Raw genomic sequence first — 18,624 nt, forward strand, 5'->3', positions numbered from 1 at the left:
GCGCCCATGCCCGGCAAAGTGCCGGGCACAAGATCAGGCCAGCAATTGCCTGGCGATCATGTTGCGGTGGATCTCCGAGGCACCCTCGTAGATTCGCAGCACACGCAGGTCGCGGTATACCCGCTCGACGATGGTGCCGCGGCAGTAGCCCGAGCCGCCGAAGATCTGCAGCGCCTTGTCGGCGATACGGCACGCGGCTTCGGTACAGATCACCTTCACCATCGAGGCCTTCATGCGTGCGTCTTCGCCGCGTGCGGCGCGCCACACGGCCTCGAACAGCACCATGCGCGCAGCATGCAGGTCCATCGCCATGTCGGCAATCATGTGCTGGATCGCCTGGTGCTCGCCGAGCGCCTGGCCGAAAGTCACGCGGGTCTTGGCGTGCTCGATGGTTTCGTCCAGCGCGATCTGCGCGGGGCCGAGCGCCTGGCAGCCGACGTTCAAGCGACCTTCGTTCAGGCCCGACATCGCATACGAGAGGCCGCGCCCTTCCTCGCCCAGCAAGTTCTCCACCGGGATGCGGCAGTTGGTGAACGAGATTTCGCACAAGCTGTCGTCCATCCAGCCCATCGTGGGCATCGTGCGTGTCACCTGGAAACCCGGCGTGGTGGTGTCGAGCAGGAAAGCCGAGATGCCTTTCTTGCCAGCCGCGCGGTCGGTCGAAGCCAGCACGGTGATCGAATGGGCGTGATTGGCGTTCGAGATGAAAGTCTTCACGCCGTCGAGCACGTAGTGGTCGCCATCGCGCCGAGCGGTGGTCGTCATCTTTGCGGCATCAGAGCCCGCATGCGGCTCGGTGATCGCGATGCAATTGCGCGAACGGCCAGAGGCGATCTCGGGCAGCCACTTTCTCTTGATCGCTTCGCTGCCATGGTCCACCACGATATGCACGCCCGGGCCAAGCGCGGAGCGCACAAAGGGCCAGAACTGTGGAGGCAGGCGGGCCAGCTCAAGCTGCACCGCCACGCTGGTCAGGTGGTCGACTGGCATGCCGCCGTATGCCTCGGGGATGGACATGCCATAGAAGCCCATCTCGCGCAGGGTGGTTTCCACCTGCTCCGGCACTTCGCCGGTCTCCTGGTAGCGCGTTTCCAGCTTCAGCAAAGCGTCGACGGCGTCGCGCGTGGCGACGCGCATCTCTTCTGCTTCGGGGGGCAAATCAAAATCCATGATATCTCCTTTGGTAGAACCATTGATTATGACTGCACTGCGTCCGAAATGCACGCCTCAACGTTGCAGCAACAGAATCGCCTTTCCCGAGGTCTGACGTCGCTCCAGAGCCGCGAGCGCGGCGGGCGCATCGTCGAAGTCGAACACCGAAGCCTCGAGCGGGCGCAAGAGTCCTTGCAGGTACAAGCCCTGGATCTCGTCGCCCAACTGGCGGACCAGGCCGGGGTCGCGCTCTCGCACCTCGCCCCACAGCACACCGACGGCCGAGGCGTTAGCCAGCAAGAGACGGTTGGCTGGCAACTGCGTCAACGTGCCGCCCGCAAAGCCGACCACCAGCAGTCGCGCCCCGAAGGCCAGGCAGCGCACGCTTTGCGCACCGATCTCGCCGCCGACCGGGTCGTAGACCACATCGACACCGTGGGGTGCGAGCTTGCGCACTTCGTCGACCCATTGAGGGTTGGTGTAATCGACGGCCGCGTCCGCTCCCAGCGCCAGACAGGCAGCGCGCTTCGAAGCGCTGCCTGCAGTTGCGATCACGCGCGCGCCCAGCAGCTTGCCCAGTTGCACCGCCGCGCTTCCAACGCCGCCGGCGCCGGCATGCACCAGCAGTGTTTCGCCGGCCTGTAGCCGCCCGGCGTGGCGCAGGGCGTAGAGCGAGGTCGGATAGTTGCCTCGCAGCGCCAGAGCGGCACCAGGCGGCACGGCAACCGCGATCGGCATTGCCTCGGCGCGCGACACCAGCGCGTACTCCGCGAAGCCACCGAACGTTCCGGCCGTCGTGGCGCAGGCCACGCGCGTACCCGCACCCTCGCCTTCTGCGATGGTGCCGACAACCTCCACTCCCGGCGTGAACGGAAGCGCGGGCTTGGTCTGGTACTGGCCCTTGACAACGAGCGTGTCCAAAAAGTTGAGGCCCGCGGCCTCCACCTTGACCAGGCACTGGTCATCCGCCGGCACGGGCATCGGCAGTTCGCGCAGCCGCATCTGCCCCGGATCGCTGAGTGCCTCGACCCGCCAGGCCCTCATCGCAACGCAGCGCGGCCGTTGGTCAACACGAGCACGTCACGCTCCACCACGCGCGCACGGAAAGCGATCTCGTCGCCGTCCCGCCAGCCCTCGAGACGGATGGTTTCGCCGGGATACACCGGTGCCGACAGTCGGGCGCGCATGGTCGACAGCCGCGTCGCGTCAAAGTCCGCATACGCCGCGATCAACCCGCGCCCGGCAATGCCCCATGTCGCGAGCCCGTGCAGTATGGGACGAGGAAATCCGACCTTGGCGGCGAATGCGGGTTCTGCGTGCAGCGGATTGATGTCACCCGACAGGCGATACAGCAAGGCCTGATCAGCGCGCGTCGGCAGGTCGAGTACGAGTTCGGGTGCAGATTCAGGCATGGACGCGGCGGCGGGCGCGGCCTCATCGGCTTGCCCATCATCTTTTGAAAATCCGCCGTCGCCGCGCAGGAAGTAGACGCTTTCGACCGTGGCCAGCGGTTTCTGGTCGCCACCGAAGAGTTCCTTTTCCACATGCAGGATCGCGCCCTTGCCTTCGCCCTTGTCGACCACCCGCGTCACGCGCGTCCGGCCGATCACCGTACCCGACGGCGGCAGCGGCGCATGCAGCCGCACCGCCTGCTCTCCGTGTACCAGCTTCATGAAGTCGATGCCGATCTCCTTGCGATCCCGCATCCAGAAACCAGGCGAGGCCAGAACAGCGGCCATGGTGGGCAGCGCCACGAGTTCCTTTTCATACACGTAGCGCAACTGCTTCTCGTCGAGCGGGTCCGCTCCCAAACCCAGGCCAAGGGCGTAGAGCATGGTGTCTTTGGGGGTGTAGGCGTGGTGCACGTCGCCGGATTGCCAGTCGCGTGCCTTTCGGTAGTCGAGCATCTTTTCTGCTTTCTCTTTGGGAAGGGGTAGGTTGCGGGACGTCAATCAGCGGAAGCCGCCGGCCAACGAAACTGGGCCGGCTCACGCGCGGCGAAGCGGCGCACCGCTTCCTTGGCGTAGTCGCTGTTTGAAGCCAGGGCTTGGCCGGCCGATTCGATCTCGAGAATGGTCTGCAGGTCGCTGCCGAGCGAGCTTTGCAACGCCCGCTTGGAAATGCTCATTGCCACCGGCGACGCCCCGGCAAAGCTCTGCGCAATGGCGCGGGCGCGCGGCATCAGGTCGTGCGCGGCCAGCACCTCCATCGCAATGCCCAGGCGCTTCGCCTCGGCCGCATCGATCTCGCGCGCAGAAAAAATCAGTTCTTTCGCGCGCTGCAGGCCCACCACGCGCGGCAGCGTGTAGTAGGCACCCATATCCGGGATCAAACCGATGCGCTGGAACACCATGCACAGCCGCGCACGGTCGCTCAACAGCACGATGTCGCACATCAGCGCGATGCTGAAGCCAGCGCCGAAGGCCACACCATCGACCGCAGCAATCACCGGCCGGTCGAACGCCAGCAACTCGGTGCAGATGCGCGTGTAGCGCGCCATCCCTGCACGCCGCTGTTCAGGCGTTCGCGGCCCGCCCTCGCCCATCGCCTTGACGTCGCCGCCGGCACAAAAGGCGTCGCCCGCGCCAGTGACGACGAGTACGCGCACCGCTTCGTCGGTGCGGATGCGAGCGAGCAGTTCGCCGAGTTCATCGGCCATGGCCGGACTGAGCGCGTTCTTCGACTCGGGGCGGTTCAGCGTCAGCGTGGCGATGCCGTCCTCGACAGCGTAGGTCAGTGTCTTCATGCTGCAGGCTCCTCGAGCACCGAGATGGGCGTTCCGTTGACCATCACGTCGCAATACTCCGACATGCTCAGGGCCGTATGCCCCTCGCATCGATAGGTGGTGATGCCTTCGGTGATGCGCGTATAGGCGCCGGACTCACCACTCGCACTCCTGTGGCGCAGCGGCACCATCGCACCGACCTCGCCTTCGAGCGTATAGCTGCGCTCCGCGGTGCGTACCTGCGCGGTGAAACGCACGGGGTAGAACTGGTCGTCGTAGACAGTGGCGATGCGCCCTTCGATCACGGGTTCGTAGCGGCCGTTGCGCAGCACGTTGCCACTCACGTTGTTGGGCCGACCGCCGCGCTGCCCCTTGACCGAAAGCAGCACACCGAAGTCGCGGCCGAAAGTGACGGGCAACCACTTGTACCAATAGAAGCTGTGCCAGTGGCGGGGCCCCCACGACTTGTCGCGGTAGCCGAAGCCGTCGAGGGGATAGCGCTCGCCGTCCACCGTGACGTGACCGCGCACCGCCATGTTCTGCTCGGTGTGGCCACGGTAGACCGAATGCTCTGGGTCGACCTCGAGCCGGCTTCCGTCGAGCGCGACGATTTCACCGCCATGCATCGGCGAGATACCTTCGTAGTCGAGCGCGATGGTCGCGGGCCGCTTGGGATAGCGCTTGAACGCGCTGCTCGGGTCGGCCATGGCGTGCGGATCGTCCATGATCAGCAGCTCGCCCTCATAAGTGACACGCAGGCGCTTGAAGGGTTCGATCACCTCAAAGCGCAGGCCGCCGGCGTCCATCGCCTCGTTGTGAGTGATGGTCGGGCGGCCGTACATGAAGCCGACGCGTCCGTCGGGCAAGTAGACACAGCAGGTCATCTCCGCATGGCCTTCATTCGGCCGGTTCCCCAGCCGCATCCACGTGCCGATGCCGCTGGCGGTATCGAAAGCATTGAAGTACATGCTCTCGTTGTAGTTCCCCGCGGCTTCGGGCGCGTGGGTGTACTCATCCTGCGGATCGAGGCGCAGCTTGCTGTGCGGGGGCATGTACATGGATGTCTCCTTTTTCAAATCGAAGTGGCTTCGCGCTACACGAGCAGGCGCGCACACAGACTTCGCCGGGCCGCCTCGTTTTGCCCCAACGCCTGGGCCAGATAAATGTCGATCGAGCCCCAGCCGCGCTCGATCTCTTCGAAAGCGAACGTCAGGTAGTCCGGCCGCACCGACGCCAGCAAGGCCCAGTCGGAGGCTTTTCCGTGCAGGCGCCAACGTCCGTTGCTTTGCATGAAGTCAGCAATGACAGCGTCACGCGGCACACCGAGCGCAAGTAGCACCAGTGCTGCAGCCCAGCCCGTGCGGTCTTTTCCGGCTGTGCAGTGAAAGACCAGCGGCAGCGGTGTCATGTTGTCGGCCAGCAGGCGCAGGAAAGCAGAAAAAACGGGTGCGTGCTGCCTCACGAAACGACGATAGATCTCAGACATGACGGCAGTCAGCGCCTGTTCGTCGACCGCGCCGGTAGCGCGCAGTTCGCGCAACGCGCCCATGGCACGCGGCTCGATCGGCAGATGGAACTCGCGCAGTGTCGACCGTACAGATTGCGCCAGGCGCGACGGCGCCGTCTCGCGCTCATGGGCTCCCCGAAGATCGATCACGGCCCGAAATCCGACAGCCTCCAATGCCTGCGCGTCCTGCGGCGACACTTCGCCGAAATGGCTGGAGCGCCACAGCCGACCCGGCGCGATGCGCTGGCCGGAGGCGGTCGCAATGCCGCCCAAGTCACGCAGGTTCGCAACGCTGGCCCACGTTGCGGCCGCAGGCGCCTGTGCGCTCATGCCACCGCCGAAACCGCGTGCATCAGTTCGCGTGCCAGCTCGGCCGTCGCCTGGACGCGTTGCCCGGCCTGCAGCGCCTTGGTGTGGGCGGCATTGCCGTCAAGCGCTCGCTTCTGCACGCCCTGCTGGATAGCGGCCATGCGAAACATGTTGAACGCGAGATAGAAGTTCCAGTGCGCGATCGTGTCACGCCCTGTGCGATCGCAGTAGGCGCGCACATGCGCCTCTTCCGTCGGAATTCCCAACGAAGCCGGATCGATGCCTGCGAGCGTGCGGTGCGTGCCCAGCGCCAGTCTCCAGGTCATGCAGTGGTAAGCAAAGTCGACCAACGGGTCGCCCAGTGTCGACAGTTCCCAATCGAGCACCGCGACGATGCGCGGCTCGCTCGGGTGAAAAAGCACGTTGTCGAGACGAAAGTCGCCGTGCACGATGGACGTCGCGGCATCCTGCGGCGGAATGTGCGACGGCAGCCAGTCGATGAGTTGATCCATCGCCTCGATGCGGCGGGTTTCCGTCGCGCGGTACTGCCGGCTCCAGCGCGCGATCTGTCGCTCGAGATAGTTGTCGGGTTTGCCGAAACCTTCCAGGCCGATGTCGCGCCAGTCAACCGCGTGCAGCGCAGCGATCACGCGATTGAGCTCGGTGTACATGCATGCGCGTTCGACCGGCGCAATGCCCGGCAAGGTCTGATCGCCGAAGACGCGGCCCTCGACCCATTCCATCAGGTAGAAGCTGCTGCCCAGCACCGCGTCGTCCTCGCACAGCGCATGCACGCGCGGCACGGGCACGGCGGTGCCGGCCAGCGCCTGCATCACCCGATACTCGCGATCGACGGCATGAGCCGACGACAGCAGTTGTCCCGGTGGCTTTCGGCGCAGCACATAGCGGGCGCCTCCGGCCTGCACGCCAAAGGTCGGGTTCGACTGGCCGCCATTGAAACGGCTGACCTGCAGCTCCCCCGTGAAGTCGGCCACGTGGGCTCGGATGAAACGCGCAAGCGCATCGATGTTCAGCTCCTGCATGGCGCGCGCTCGTTCTAGAAAAAGGAAGCCGCTCGTGCGAGCTGCTGGCGGCACTCGGCCACCATCCGCTCCAGCAGCACGGCGCAGGTCGGCACGTCACCGATCAGGCCGATCACCTGCCCTGCCCAGACCGGGCCAGCGTCCACTTGCCCCGATTCAAGCGCCGCCTTGCCGCTCGCGCCCGACACCAGCGCGCGAACGTCCTCGAATGCGCAGCCGCCGGGCCGGCGCTCGGTGGCGATGACCTGTTCGGCCACCGCATTGGCGAACACGCGCGCAGTGTTTCCCATGCTGCGAAACATCAAGCGCGTGTCTCGTTCTCCGGCCTTCACCAGTGCCTGTTTGATGTTGTCGTGCACTGGAGCCTCTTGCGTGCAGACGAAGCGAGTGCCCATGTTCACACCTTCGGCGCCCAGCACCAGCGCGGCGGCCATGCCGCGCCCATCGGCAATGCCGCCCGAGGCGATGACCGGGATCTTCAGCGCGCGCGTCGCGGCCGGGATCAACACAAGACCCGGCACGTCGTCCTCGCCCGGATGACCAGCGCACTCGAAGCCGTCGATGCTGATGACGTCCACCCCTCGCTTCTCGGCCGCCAGTGCGTAGCGCACCGAGGTGCACTTGTGCAGCACGGCGATGCCGTTGCGCTTGAGGAGGCTGACCACTTCCGCAGGCACGTTGCCGGCTGTCTCGACGATCTTCACGCCGCTCTCGACGATGGTCGCGAAAATGCGCTCGTACGGCGGGGGATTGACACTGCGCAACATCGTCACGTTCACGCCGAAAGGCTTGTCCGTCATGCCGCGACAGCGGTCGATCTCGTTCGCCAGGTCTTCTGGCGTGGGTTGCGTGAGCGCGGTGAGCATGCCCAGCCCGCCAGCGTTCGATACGGCCGCGGCCATCTCGGCGCGGCCGACCCACTGCATGCCGCCTTGCACAATCGGATAGCGGATACCGAGCAGCTCGGTCAGGCGGGTCTTCATGGCCCGCTGCTCAGAGGCTGATGTGGAAACCGCCATTCACCCCCAGGTGCTGGCCAGTGATATACGAGGCCGCGTCGGACATCAGGAAGCACACGGTCTTCACCACCTCCTGCGGCGTCGACCAGCGGCCCAGCGGAATCTGCGCCAGCATGCCTTCACGGAATTTTTCGCCGCGCACCACCTCGGTCATGGGCGTCTCGACCACGCCGAAGCACAGGGAGTTGGTGCGGATGTTGTGCTTGCCCCATTCGCGCGCAGCCGTCATGGTGATGCCAAGCATGCCGGCCTTGGCGGCCGCGTAGTTGACCTGCCCGATCGAGCCCTTGCGGCCGGCGTCCGACGAGATGTTGACGATTGCGCCACCGGTGGTGTCGCCGCTCTTGGCGCGCGCCACCATGTGGCGGCCCACAGCCTGCAGCCAGAAAAAGGTGCCTGTGAGGTGAACGTCGATCACGTCTTGCCACTGCTGGGCCGTCATCTTCTCGATCATGGCCGGGCGGGTGATGCCCGCGTTGTTGACCAGGCCGTGCACACCGCCGAAGCGGGCCACGGCTTCCTCTACCGCTCTGGCTGCGAGCGCAGCATCGGTCACGCTGCCCACCACCTGCTGCACTCGTGCGGCCGGCAACTCGGCCATGGCAGATCGAAGGGTGTCGGGGTTCAGGTCGACGGCGACCACGTTGCCGCCCAGATCGATGACCAATTCAGCGATGGCCTTGCCGATGCCTTGCCCTGCACCAGTGACGACGATGGTGCGGCCTTCGAGAGAGACGATATTTTGCATGCGATGTTTACCTAATTTGATTTGGTTGAACCAATGATAAATGTCTTCACGCTGCCGATCAAGCCGTGGCCCGCAACGTTTTCTCGCGTTCGCTGTCCTGCAGCTGGCGCCAGGCGATCTTTCCGGTCGCCGACTTCGGCAGCTCGACCACGAACTCGACCAGTCGGGGGTACTTGTAGGCAGCCATCCGGTTCTTTGACCATTCGATGATGTCGGCCTCGCGTACCCGGCCGGCCAGCGCGTCGCGCAGCACCACCACGGCCTTGACGGTTTCACCCCGATAGGGGTCCATGGCGGCGATCACACAGGCTTCCGCGATGGCCGGGTGCTCATGCAGCATCGCCTCGACCTCCGCCGGCCACACCTTGAAACCCGAGGCGTTGACCATGCGCTTGAGCCGATCGACGATGAAAAAATAGCCCTCTTCGTCGCGCCGCCCCAGATCGCCACTGCGAACAAAGCGCTTGCCATCCATCATCAGCGTGGCCGCCCGCGTGGACTCTTCGTTGCGCCAGTAGCCCGTAAAGACCTGCGGTCCCGCCATCACGATCTCGCCCACCTCGCCGGGAGGCAGTTCGCCGAGCGTGTCGGGATCGATGATGCGCAGGTCTGTGTTGAACAGCGGAACGCCCAGACATTGGCGCTTGAACGCGGCCGGCGGATTGCCCGACACATGCGCGGTTTCCGAAAGGCCGTAGCCTTCCAGAAAGTCCAGCCCCGTCAGCGCCTTCAACCGCTCGCCCACCGCCTCGGGCATGCCCGCGCCGCCCCCGCCGACGCGCCGCACCGAACTCAGGTCGTATTCGGCCAGGCGCGGGCTGGCAAGAAAGTCGATCACCATCGTGGGCATGGCGGTCCAATGGCTCACGCGGTGCCGCGCAATCAGCTCGGCCGCCTGCTCGCGGTTCCAGCGCTGCATCAGCAACAGCGTGCCGCCGCCGTAGATGGGCGCGTTCAGCAGGTTCTGCATGCCGGTGATATGGAAGTACGGCAATGCCACCAACTGCACAGAATGCGGCACCAGGCCCATCCAATGCGCCACGATGACCGTGCTGGCCGTGAGCGTGCGGTGCGTGTGCATGCAGCCCTTGGGCGCACCGGTGGAGCCCGAGCTGTAGAGGATGAGCGCCAGTGCGTCGGGCAGGTGCGCCAACGGCGTGGCATGGCCCGAGGCTGCGGCGAGCACGCGGCGCAGGCCGATGGTTCGCGCCTGAGTTCGAGCTGGTTCGTTCACCGGCTCGGGCTGGGTCTCGGCCGGCCCGGGGTTGCCCACCACGATCACACGGCGCAGTTGCTGCGCGGCTGGCACGGCCAGCATCTCCGCCACGTTGTCCGCCCCACAGAAGGCCACCACCGCATCGGTGTCGCTCAGGTAGTGCGGCAACTCCTCGCGCTTGTTCATCGGATTCACGGGCACCACCACGGCGTTGATACGCAAGATGGCGTAATAGGCCGCGACCCAGCCGCGCCCGTTCTGCAGGTAGATGAGCACGCGATCGCCAGGTTGAACTCCAAGGTCGTTCTGCAAAAAGGCGGCGATGCGCTCCACCTGTTCGACCAGCTCCGTGTAGCTCAGGCTGCCAAAGTCGTCGACCAGCACCGGGCGGTCCGGGTAGCGCGTGGCCGACACCAGCAGGTTGGCGCACAGGTTCGTGGGCGGAATGTCGATCTCGCGTGGCAGGCTGCGCGGCCACGTGCTCAGTTCATGCGGGGTCATTCTGTGTTTTCCTTCGGGTGTTCGTCGGCGCGCGTGCCGTCGGGGCAGTCGCAAAGCGTTCGCGCAGCAAGTTCTTCTGCACCTTGCCCATCGCGTTGCGCGGCAATTCGTCGACAAAGTGAACGATCTTGGGCACCTTGAAGGCGGCCAGCCTGGCTTTCACCGCAAGCACCACATCGTCACCATGCGGTACGACGGTGCAAGCGAGCGACGTGTCGCGCACCACGACGGCGACCACCGCTTCGCCGAAATCCGGATGCGGCATCCCGATGACAGCGGACTCGCGCACGCCGGGCAGCACATCGATGACCTCCTCGATTTCCTTCGGATAGACGTTGAGTCCACCGGAGATGATCAGGTCCTTGTCGCGACCAACAATGGTGAGGTAGCCGTCCTCGCTCAGGCAGCCCAGGTCACCGGTCTTGAAGAAGCCGTCGGGCGTGTGTTCTTCAGCGGTTTTTTCGGGCAGGTGCCAGTAGCCGGCGAAGACGTTGTCGCCTTTGACCTGGATCTGGCCCGTGATGCCGGGCGCGATCGGCTGCCCGTCAGCATCCACCACGCGCAGCGACACGCCGGGCAGCGCGCCGCCCACAGTGCCGCAGCGGCGCTCTCCCTCGCAGGGATTCGAGGCGAACATGCCGCCTTCGGTCATGCCATAGCGCTCGAGGATGGTGTGACCGGTGCGTTCGCGAAACGCGTTGAAGGTATCGGGCAGCAGCGGCGCAGAGCCGGAAACGAACAGGCGCATGCCGGTGCAAGAGGCCGCATCGAGCCCGGGTTCGGCGAGCATGCGCACATAGTGTGTCGGCACCCCCATGCAGACCGTGCTGGCCGACAGCAGTGCCACCGCACGCGTCGCATCGAAGCGCGGCTCGAAACGGATCGCGCTGCCATTCCACAGCGCGCAATGCAGCGCAACGAACAGTCCGTGGAAGTGGTAGATCGGCAAGATGTGCAGCAGCACGTCGCCAGGCTCGAAGCCCCAGAACCGGTGCAGCGTGCTCACGCCAACACCCAGATTGCGGTGCGTGAGCATCGCGCCCTTCGCCCGTCCGGTGGTGCCCGATGTGTAGAGAATGGCTGCCAGGTCGTCGGCGCTGCGCTGCGCGGTGGCCACGCGCGGCAACTGGCGGGCCGCAGCCTCCGCAAGCTCGCCTGCGCCGTCGTCGTCCAGCTCGAGCACATGATGCACACCCGCTTCGGACGCGAGCGCTCGTCCCTGCCCGGCGCCCTCGGGCCGCACCACGAACACATGGGGCCGCGCATCGCTCAGCAGGTGGGCCAGTTCACCGCTCTGATAGGCGGGGTTCATCGGCACAAAGACGCAGCCCGCGCGCAAAGCGCCCAGGTACAAGAAAACCGCGGAAGCCGATTTTTCGACCTGCGCGGCGACGCGGTCTCCTGGCTGCGCGCCCAGCGACGCGAGCAGGCGGGCGTAGCGAGCACTCTCTGTTTTCAGCTGCCCGTAGCTATAAAGGCGCCCGCCGGGCAGCACCATGGCGGGCGCATTGTCGTCCTGCGGAAAGCGCTGCTCAAACTGCGCGTAGAGATTCTGATTCATCGACAAACGCTTTACGTGTTGATTTACTTTGGTTGAACCAATGATAATAATGCGACCGAGCTGGCGTCAAGCACGCCGAGCCGCCGGCATCGGTCGATTCATGGTCCCGCATAGGGAAGAACACGGAGCAATCAATGAGCATCAAACGACAGGCCTGCATCGCGGGCGCTTTCGAACACCCCACGCGCAAGGCGCCCGACAAGACTGTCGCGCAGCTACATGCCGAATGCGCACGCGGCGCTCTCGCGGACGCCGGCCTCTCTCTGCAGGACGTGGATGGCTATTTCTGCGCGGGCGACGCGCCGGGCCTCGGCCCACTCAGCATGGTCGACTACCTGGGCCTCAACGTGCGGCATGTCGACACCACGGACACCGGCGGCTCGGCTTACCTGATCCAGGTGTCACATGCGGCACAGGCCATTGCAGCGGGCAAATGCAACGTCGCACTGATCACACTGGCCGGCCGCCCGCGCAGCGAGGCCAGCAGCGTGGGCACCGGCCCTCGCAACGTGACCGCTGCCACACCCGATGTGGCCTGGGAAATGCCCTACTCACCCGTCACGGTGAACATGTACGCACTGGCTGCGGCCCGCCACATGCACGAGTTCGGAACCACCAGCGAGCAACTTGCGTGGATCAAGGTGGCGGCTGCAGCACACGCGCAACACAACCCCCACGCGATGCTGCGCGACCCGGTCACGGTCGAGGAAGTACTGGCTTCTCCGATGATTTCCGACCCGCTGCACAAACTCGATTGCTGCGTGGTGAGCGACGGCGGCGGCGCGCTGCTGGTGGTGCGCCCCGAGATCGCGCGCGCGCTCAAACGTCCGGTGATCAGCGTTCTTGGTGCCGGCGAAACGGTGAAGGGACAGGCCAACGGCCAAGTCGACCTCACCTATTCCGGCGCGGCTGTTTCGGGCCCGATCGCGTTTGCCGAAGCTGGCGTAGCACCGGCCGACATTCAGTACGCGTCGATCTACGACAGTTTCACCATCACCGTACTGATGCAGCTGGAAGACCTGGGCTTCTGCAAGAAGGGGGAAGGCGGCCGGTTCGTGATGGAGGGCAACCTGATCTCCGGCATCGGAAAACTACCTTTCAACACCGACGGCGGTGGGCTGTGCAACAACCACCCGGCCAACCGCGGCGGCATCACCAAGGTCATCGAGGCGGTGCGGCAATTGCGCGGCGAAGCGCACCCGAAGGTACAGGTGCCCAACTGCGGGCTCGCACTGGCCCAAGGCACCGGCGGCTTGCTCGGCTCACGCCACGGCAGCGCCACCCTGATCATGGAGAGAAGCTGATATGACCACGATGTCCCAAGACCGCCCGCTGGGCGCACCAATCGTCGACGCGGCCACAGAGCCCTACTGGAACGCCGCCAAGGAAGGCGTGTTGCGCATCAAGCGCTGCACCGCCTGCACCAAGATCCACTGGTATCCGCGCGCACTGTGCCCCTACTGCCTCGGCGACACCGAATGGGAGGATGCGTCGGGCCTGGGCACCATCTACAGCGTGAGCGTGACGCGTCGTGCGGGCCCTATCGCCTACGCCATTGCCTACGTGACGCTCGACGAAGGCGTGACGATGCTCACCAACATCGTCGACTGTGACCTCGACGCACTGCGCATCGGCGACAAGGTAAAGCTGAGCTTCAAGCCGGCCGAAGGCGGGTACGCCGTGCCGATGTTCACGCCGGTCTGATCCCACTGAACGAAAAAATGCCGCAGCATGCTGCGGCATTTTTTTGTCGGTGCGGCGACTGCAGGCTATTCGGGCTTGATGTTCGCCTCGCGGATCACCGTGGTCCAGGTGCCGTATTCCTCGGCAATGCGGCTGCCCAACTGTTCGGGCGTGCTGCCAGTGGCTGCAGCACCCGCGGTTTCGAATTTCTCCTTCACCTCGGGCAGCGCCAGCGCTTTGACGATGGCCTCATTGAGCTTGGCCACCACCTCGCGCGGCGTGCCTGCCGGCGCGAAGAGACCGAACCACACCTGCGGATTGAAGCCGGCCAGCGTGTTGGCAATCGGCGGCGCGCCGGGCGCCAGCGGCGATGGCTGCAACGAGCTGACGCCCAGTAGCCTGACCCTGCCGTCCTTGATGAAGGCGTTCATCTGCGACGAACTGGTGCTCAGCAGCAGCTTCGACTCTCCGGTGAGGATCGCCTGCGTGGTCGGCGCCTGCCCCTTGTAGGGGATGTGCGTCATCTGGATGCCGGCACGACGACTGAACAGTTCGGTGGCCAGGTGGCCGAACGAGGCCGGTCCGGCCGTGGCGAAGTCGAGCTTTCCGGGGTTGGCCTTGGCGTAGTCGATCAGTTCCTGCACTGACTTGGCCGGCACCGAAGGATTGACCACCAGGATCATCGGTTGCAATGACACCAGCGACACCGGCGCAAAGTCCTTCAACGGAGCGTAGTCGGCGTCCTTCGACACCTGCGGCGAGATCACCAACCCGTTGTTCGGGAACAGCAGGGTGTAGCCGTTGGCCGGCGCCTTCGCGACGAACTTGGTGCCCAGCACGGCCGACGCCCCAGCCTTGTTCTCGATGATCACCGGCTGCTTGAGAAAGCGCTGCAGCGGTTCTTGCAGCACCCGCGCGAGCACGTCGGTCGTTCCGCCCGGCGGGTAAGGAACGACGATGGTGATCGGCTTATTCGGGAAGTCCGATTGGGCAATGCCAGCCTGCGGCAGCGCCATCGCCCCAGCGGCCAGCAGCGCAGTCCCCAGTGCCTTCGCAAGGCACTTCAACTTGCTCATCATGTCGATGTCTCCTTTTTGTATGAACAAACACCTGGCTCAGCCGTGCACGTGCAGCGTGCGGCTCTCCCGCAATGCGGCGATGCGCTCCTCGGTCAGGCCCAGCAGGCTGCCGAGCAACGCCGGACCATCGCCACCCAGCGGGGGCACGCTGTTGCGGGCGTGTGCCACGGTACGGGCAAATCGAAAGGCAGGGTTAGGCACTTGGAACGGCCCCGATCCGTCGTCGATGGTCTGGAAAACCTGCCGCTCCTGCAACGGTGGGAGTTGCATGGCCTCGCGCACGGTGAAGTAGCGCGAACACGGCACGCCAGCGGCGTTCATGGCCGCCTCGCAAGCGGCCGCGCTCTGTGGTGCGGCCCAGTCATCGAGCAATTGCATGAGTTCGCCCCAATGGTGCTCGCGGTCCTGGCTCACCGCAAAGCGTGCATCGGTGATCCATTCCGGGTGCCCGGTGCAGCGTGCGAGCGCCTCGAAGTTGTTCTGACTCACCGGCGCGATCAACAGGAAACCGTCCTTCGCCTTCGTGGGCCGATAGAGCGGTCGGCGACGCTCGGCCGGGAACTGCGCCTCCTGGCATTCGTAGACCAGCATGCCCAGCATGGCATCCATCAGAGACAGGTCGACATGGTCGCCCTCTCCCGTGCGCGCCGCGCGGAACAGCGCACTCTGAACCGCCCCGAAGGCCAGCGATCCGCCCAGCACGTCGGCCACGAAGATGCCGTTCTTCAGTGGGCGCTCAACGTCGCCCTCTTGGTAGTCGAGGTTAGCCATGTCGTAACCGCTGGCCGCGTGCAACACCGGCGCATAGGCGCTGCGGCCGGCCCAAGAGCCCTCCTGGCCAAAACCCGAGATCGAGCAATAGACCAGCTTCGGGTTCAGCGCCGAGAGTGCGGCGTAGTCCAACCCGAGACGTTTCATCACGCCGGGCCGGTAGTTCTCGATCACCACATCGCACTTCAGGACCATCTCGCGAATCAGCGCGATCGCCTCGGGCTTCTTGAGGTCGAGCGCCAAACTTTTCTTGCCGGCGTTCAGTTGCGCGAAGTAGGTGCTTCGGCCCTCGCGGCGCGGGGCGCGCAGACGAATGTAGTCGCCTTCGGGCGGCTCGACTTTGATGACTTCAGCGCCGAGGTCGGCCATGAGACGCGTGCAATACGGGCCGGACATCATGGCGGTGAAGTCGAGAACGCGCACGCCGTCGAGGATGCCGGGCTTTGCGGCAGGGGTGGTGTTCATCGGACGGGCCTTCACGCAAGATTCGATTCGGACACCGCGAGACCGGCGAGCCGGGCACCACCAAGTGCATCGAGGTAGTCGGCATGCGCGCCCGCGTCGCTGGCATAGCGCTTGAGGTAGGCGGCAAAGGCTTCCTCGCTTGCGCTGGCCTTGACGTATTCCTTCAGGTGGCGTTCGTCCGCGCGATAGAGCGAGGGCGACGAGGTTGGGTGCGCGCCATAGGGCGCCTCTACCACCGCATCAACCATCACGCTTGGCAGCTTGGTCAGGTGGTTCGAGCGACGGATGGTGTCGCTGGACACGATGCGGTCGACTGAGACGATCACATGCCGCGAGGCCTGCGCGAGCATGGCATCGAAGAACGGCGTCGCAAGGTACTGCACGTTGCCGTACTCGTCGGCCTGCTGGGCGTGCAGCAGGGTCACGTCGGGTTTGATGGCAGCTGCGGCCAGCATCTTGCGCTCGCCAGGCTTCGAGGGCAGCGGCCAATAGTGCTCGGGCGTGTGACGCGGCAAATCGGTGCCGAGGTCGGGAATCGCGGTCCAGGGCATGTCGCAGATGCCGGCGCGCAGGCCGCCCGCGATGCCCGGGCCGTCGAGTTCGTACACCTTCAGCGTGCCGGCTTCGGCCTGGCGGCGGAAGTGTGGCGCCAGACCGAATTGTTCGAAGCTGATGAACACGCAGGCCGTGCTGCGCGCACAGCCCGCGCCAATCAGCATGTCGGGCGCAATGGAACCAGGCGCAGGAATCAGATCGAGATTGCGCGCGCCCTTGCGGATCAGCGCCCGCACCAGCGCCATCGGCTGCGCATTGAAGATCCATCCGCCCAGGCCGACCTTGTCGCCGTCCTTCACGGCCGACACGGCCTCGTCGAGGGAAATCAGTTTGCTCTTGCTCATGGGGTTCGGGCCTCTTCAGGGAAACTTGCGGCGCAGCGTGCCGCGCGTGTCGATGCGGGTGCGCAGCAGCCGCAGCTCTTCGGACGTGGGCATCGCGGTGACGGGCAGCGTGCCCTCCACACGCAGAGCGAAGCCGGTCGCGGCCTGGATCTGCTCAAGCGTGACACCGGGGTGTATCGATCGCACGCGCATCTCCTTGCTGACCGGCTCGAAGTCGAACACGCCCAGCGGCGACACCACCAGCTTGGGTCCGCCGGCAGGCAACCCCGCCTCTTCGCGCGAGTTGCCCCCCCCCATGTGGCCGGGTCCGCACAAGAAATCGACGCGCGGCACAAACGCGCTCTTGTCGTGCCGTGTGAGCGCAACATAGAAGCGCCGGGCCAGCCCGCACAACGCGCTGATGCCCACGGTGCCCGGGCCGCGCACCTTGGGCTTCGCCTGGTCGCCCACCACCACGGTGTTGATGTTGCCGAAGCGATCGACCTGCAGCGCCGACAAGATGGCGAAGTCGAAGAAGTGGATCTTCCAGTCGATGAAGTCAATCATGTTCGGCAGGTCCATCCAGGCCTCCGACGACTCAATGTTCTCGGAGTCGGCGGTCGACAGCAGGTGGTCGCGCACGGGATTGACCATGCCGCCGGGACCGGAAATCCACCACAAGCGAGGGGCATGCATCTCGCGTGCGAGATTGCAGGCCGCAAGCTGGATGTCGGAGTTGGTGCCGATGATGACCTTCTCGCCATCCTCGAAATCGCGTGCCAGCAGCACTGCGAGCAACTCGCCCGTGGAGGGCCCTCTGTCGTCGTCTTTCATTGCTTTCTTCGCCTTTGGTTGAACCATTCATAAATCGTATGACTCCACCACAGCACTGTCAAGCGGGATTCTCCCGGCGCAAGCCACAGCAAAAAAAAAGACCGCGCGCCTTTCAGCGAGCGGTCTTGCGTGGGGCGCTGGAAAGTGCGTGCTCAGCGTGCCGGCTTGGCAACAGTCTTGACGGCGGCCTTGCCCGCGACCTTCGCGGCTGCGGCGGGCGCCTTGGCGCGCGCCTTCGGCGCGACAGCCGGCGCGCCACCCGCCTCGGCCTGCGGCACCTTGCTTTCCACCTTCGAGAGGTAGCTGCGCTGCAGCCGCTTGAGGATCGACTCCATCTCGGCCGCGGCCGCTTCAGCGTCGCGCGCGGCCACATGCTTCACGAAACGACGCCGCGAGGGCAATACGTAGGCGTTGTCCTCATGGCCGATCTGTCCGATGAACTCGGCCAACACGTTGAGCACGCCGCTCATCACGATCACCATGATCGGGTTGCCGGTCATGCGCGCCAGGATGCGGTGGAACTCCAGGTTGATGGCCGCGCGCGAGGGAAAGTCGTCCTTGCGCATTGCCTCCTCGGCCGCCTCGATGTTCTGGTTCAGCGCCTCGATATCGGCCGGCGTGGCGCGCGCGCAAGCCTCCCGCACAAGGATGGATTCGAGCCAGATGCGCGCCTCCGTCAACTGCGCGGGCTGGATTGCACCCATGTGATACATGTCCATCAGCCCGGTAGCGATGGCATCGCCGCTACGGCCGCTGATGAAGGCGCCGCCGCTCGCGCCCTTTTGCAGACGGATCAAGCCTGCGTGCTCAAGCGAGCGCAACGCCTCGCGCAAAGTGTTGCGCGACACGCCGAATTGCTCAGACAGCGCGCGTTCCGACGGCAGCCGCGTTCCCACCTTGAGGCGGCCTTGGGCCAGTTCGGTACGGATCTGCTGCGCGATTTCCTCGAACGCCCGCGCGGAGCGAATGGCCTGGAAGCGGGCCGGCGTTGCGGCGGGGGCCTCGGACTGTATGTCCTGATCTTGTGTTTCTTTGCCGGTCATGAGGGCATCTCCGAAAGTTAAAAGTAGGACCTTTGAGCCAATGATAAAGGCCTGCACTGCGCCGCGCCCCTTTTGCAACATGCCTCTTCA

18 protein-coding genes are annotated in these 18,624 nt (G+C 65.1%); 2 read left to right on the forward strand and 16 right to left on the reverse strand.

What is annotated here, in order from left to right; translation table 11 throughout:
* Positions 1-33: 33 nt before the first annotated feature.
* From ACCC97_RS07820 to ACCC97_RS07870, 11 genes are read right to left on the reverse strand one after another with little or no spacing between them, the layout of a single operon-like run.
* Positions 34-1,170, reverse strand: coding sequence for an acyl-CoA dehydrogenase family protein (locus ACCC97_RS07820; protein WP_413332150.1), 1,137 nt, complete (start codon positions 1,168-1,170; stop codon positions 34-36).
* Positions 1,171-1,227: 57 nt separating this feature from the next.
* The gene (locus tag ACCC97_RS07825; RefSeq protein WP_413332152.1) at positions 1,228-2,154 is read right to left on the reverse strand and encodes an NADPH:quinone oxidoreductase family protein; all 927 of its coding nucleotides are present in this window, start codon (positions 2,152-2,154) and stop codon (positions 1,228-1,230) included.
* A gap of 38 nt (positions 2,155-2,192) precedes the next feature.
* Positions 2,193-3,059, reverse strand: coding sequence for a MaoC/PaaZ C-terminal domain-containing protein (locus ACCC97_RS07830; protein WP_413332154.1), 867 nt, complete (start codon positions 3,057-3,059; stop codon positions 2,193-2,195).
* 41 nt (positions 3,060-3,100) lie between these two features.
* Positions 3,101-3,898 carry an enoyl-CoA hydratase/isomerase family protein gene (locus ACCC97_RS07835; RefSeq protein WP_413332156.1) on the reverse strand — a complete coding sequence of 266 codons (798 nt, stop codon included), beginning with the start codon at positions 3,896-3,898 and terminating at the stop codon, positions 3,101-3,103.
* Positions 3,895-4,935 carry a hypothetical protein gene (locus ACCC97_RS07840; RefSeq protein ID WP_413332158.1) on the reverse strand — a complete coding sequence of 347 codons (1,041 nt, stop codon included), beginning with the start codon at positions 4,933-4,935 and terminating at the stop codon, positions 3,895-3,897. The genes ACCC97_RS07835 and ACCC97_RS07840 overlap by 4 nt, the downstream gene beginning before the upstream one ends.
* Positions 4,936-4,970: 35 nt before the next feature.
* Positions 4,971-5,714: a tyrosine-protein phosphatase gene (locus tag ACCC97_RS07845; RefSeq protein ID WP_413332160.1), complete on the reverse strand. Its 744-nt coding sequence runs from the start codon at positions 5,712-5,714 to the stop codon at positions 4,971-4,973.
* Positions 5,711-6,736 carry a phosphotransferase gene (locus tag ACCC97_RS07850; RefSeq protein WP_413332162.1) on the reverse strand — a complete coding sequence of 342 codons (1,026 nt, stop codon included), beginning with the start codon at positions 6,734-6,736 and terminating at the stop codon, positions 5,711-5,713. The genes ACCC97_RS07845 and ACCC97_RS07850 overlap by 4 nt, the downstream gene beginning before the upstream one ends.
* A gap of 14 nt (positions 6,737-6,750) precedes the next feature.
* A complete protein-coding gene (locus tag ACCC97_RS07855; protein ID WP_413332165.1) occupies positions 6,751-7,719 on the reverse strand; it encodes an NAD(P)H-dependent flavin oxidoreductase in 969 nt (322 codons plus the stop codon).
* A gap of 10 nt (positions 7,720-7,729) precedes the next feature.
* The gene (locus tag ACCC97_RS07860) at positions 7,730-8,503 is read right to left on the reverse strand and encodes an SDR family NAD(P)-dependent oxidoreductase (RefSeq protein ID WP_413332167.1); all 774 of its coding nucleotides are present in this window, start codon (positions 8,501-8,503) and stop codon (positions 7,730-7,732) included.
* 58 nt (positions 8,504-8,561) lie between these two features.
* Positions 8,562-10,220, reverse strand: a complete 1,659-nt coding sequence (locus ACCC97_RS07865; protein ID WP_413332169.1) for a long-chain-fatty-acid--CoA ligase — start codon at positions 10,218-10,220, stop codon at positions 8,562-8,564.
* Positions 10,207-11,781: an AMP-binding protein gene (locus ACCC97_RS07870; protein WP_413332171.1), complete on the reverse strand. Its 1,575-nt coding sequence runs from the start codon at positions 11,779-11,781 to the stop codon at positions 10,207-10,209. The genes ACCC97_RS07865 and ACCC97_RS07870 overlap by 14 nt, the downstream gene beginning before the upstream one ends.
* A 134-nt stretch (positions 11,782-11,915) precedes the next feature.
* On the opposite strand from ACCC97_RS07870, the gene ACCC97_RS07875 reads away from it, so the two are divergent.
* Complete coding sequence (locus ACCC97_RS07875) at positions 11,916-13,085, forward strand: thiolase domain-containing protein (protein ID WP_413332173.1); 1,170 nt, start codon at positions 11,916-11,918, stop codon at positions 13,083-13,085.
* A gap of 1 nt (position 13,086) precedes the next feature.
* On the forward strand, positions 13,087-13,485 hold the full coding sequence (locus ACCC97_RS07880) for a Zn-ribbon domain-containing OB-fold protein (RefSeq protein WP_413332175.1): 399 nt from the start codon (positions 13,087-13,089) through the stop codon (positions 13,483-13,485).
* Between the two features lie 65 nt (positions 13,486-13,550).
* Here ACCC97_RS07880 and ACCC97_RS07885 read toward each other — a convergent pair whose 3' ends face one another.
* The 5 genes from ACCC97_RS07885 to ACCC97_RS07905 all read right to left on the reverse strand — a co-directional run bounded on the left by ACCC97_RS07885 (position 13,551) and on the right by ACCC97_RS07905 (position 18,615).
* Positions 13,551-14,543: a Bug family tripartite tricarboxylate transporter substrate binding protein gene (locus ACCC97_RS07885; RefSeq protein ID WP_413332177.1), complete on the reverse strand. Its 993-nt coding sequence runs from the start codon at positions 14,541-14,543 to the stop codon at positions 13,551-13,553.
* A 36-nt stretch (positions 14,544-14,579) separates the two neighbouring features.
* Entirely contained in the window at positions 14,580-15,779 is a 1,200-nt protein-coding gene (locus tag ACCC97_RS07890) for a CaiB/BaiF CoA transferase family protein (RefSeq protein ID WP_413332179.1), read from the reverse strand.
* Between the two features lie 11 nt (positions 15,780-15,790).
* Entirely contained in the window at positions 15,791-16,678 is an 888-nt protein-coding gene (locus ACCC97_RS07895) for a CoA transferase subunit A (RefSeq protein ID WP_413332181.1), read from the reverse strand.
* 15 nt (positions 16,679-16,693) lie between these two features.
* Positions 16,694-17,491, reverse strand: a complete 798-nt coding sequence (locus ACCC97_RS07900) for a CoA-transferase subunit beta (RefSeq protein ID WP_413332183.1) — start codon at positions 17,489-17,491, stop codon at positions 16,694-16,696.
* A gap of 152 nt (positions 17,492-17,643) precedes the next feature.
* Entirely contained in the window at positions 17,644-18,615 is a 972-nt protein-coding gene (locus ACCC97_RS07905; protein ID WP_413332185.1) for a FadR/GntR family transcriptional regulator, read from the reverse strand.
* Positions 18,616-18,624 lie beyond the last annotated feature (9 nt).

This window comes from Variovorax sp. Varisp85 (genome assembly GCF_047304045.1).
Lineage (GTDB): Bacteria > Pseudomonadota > Gammaproteobacteria > Burkholderiales > Burkholderiaceae_C > Variovorax.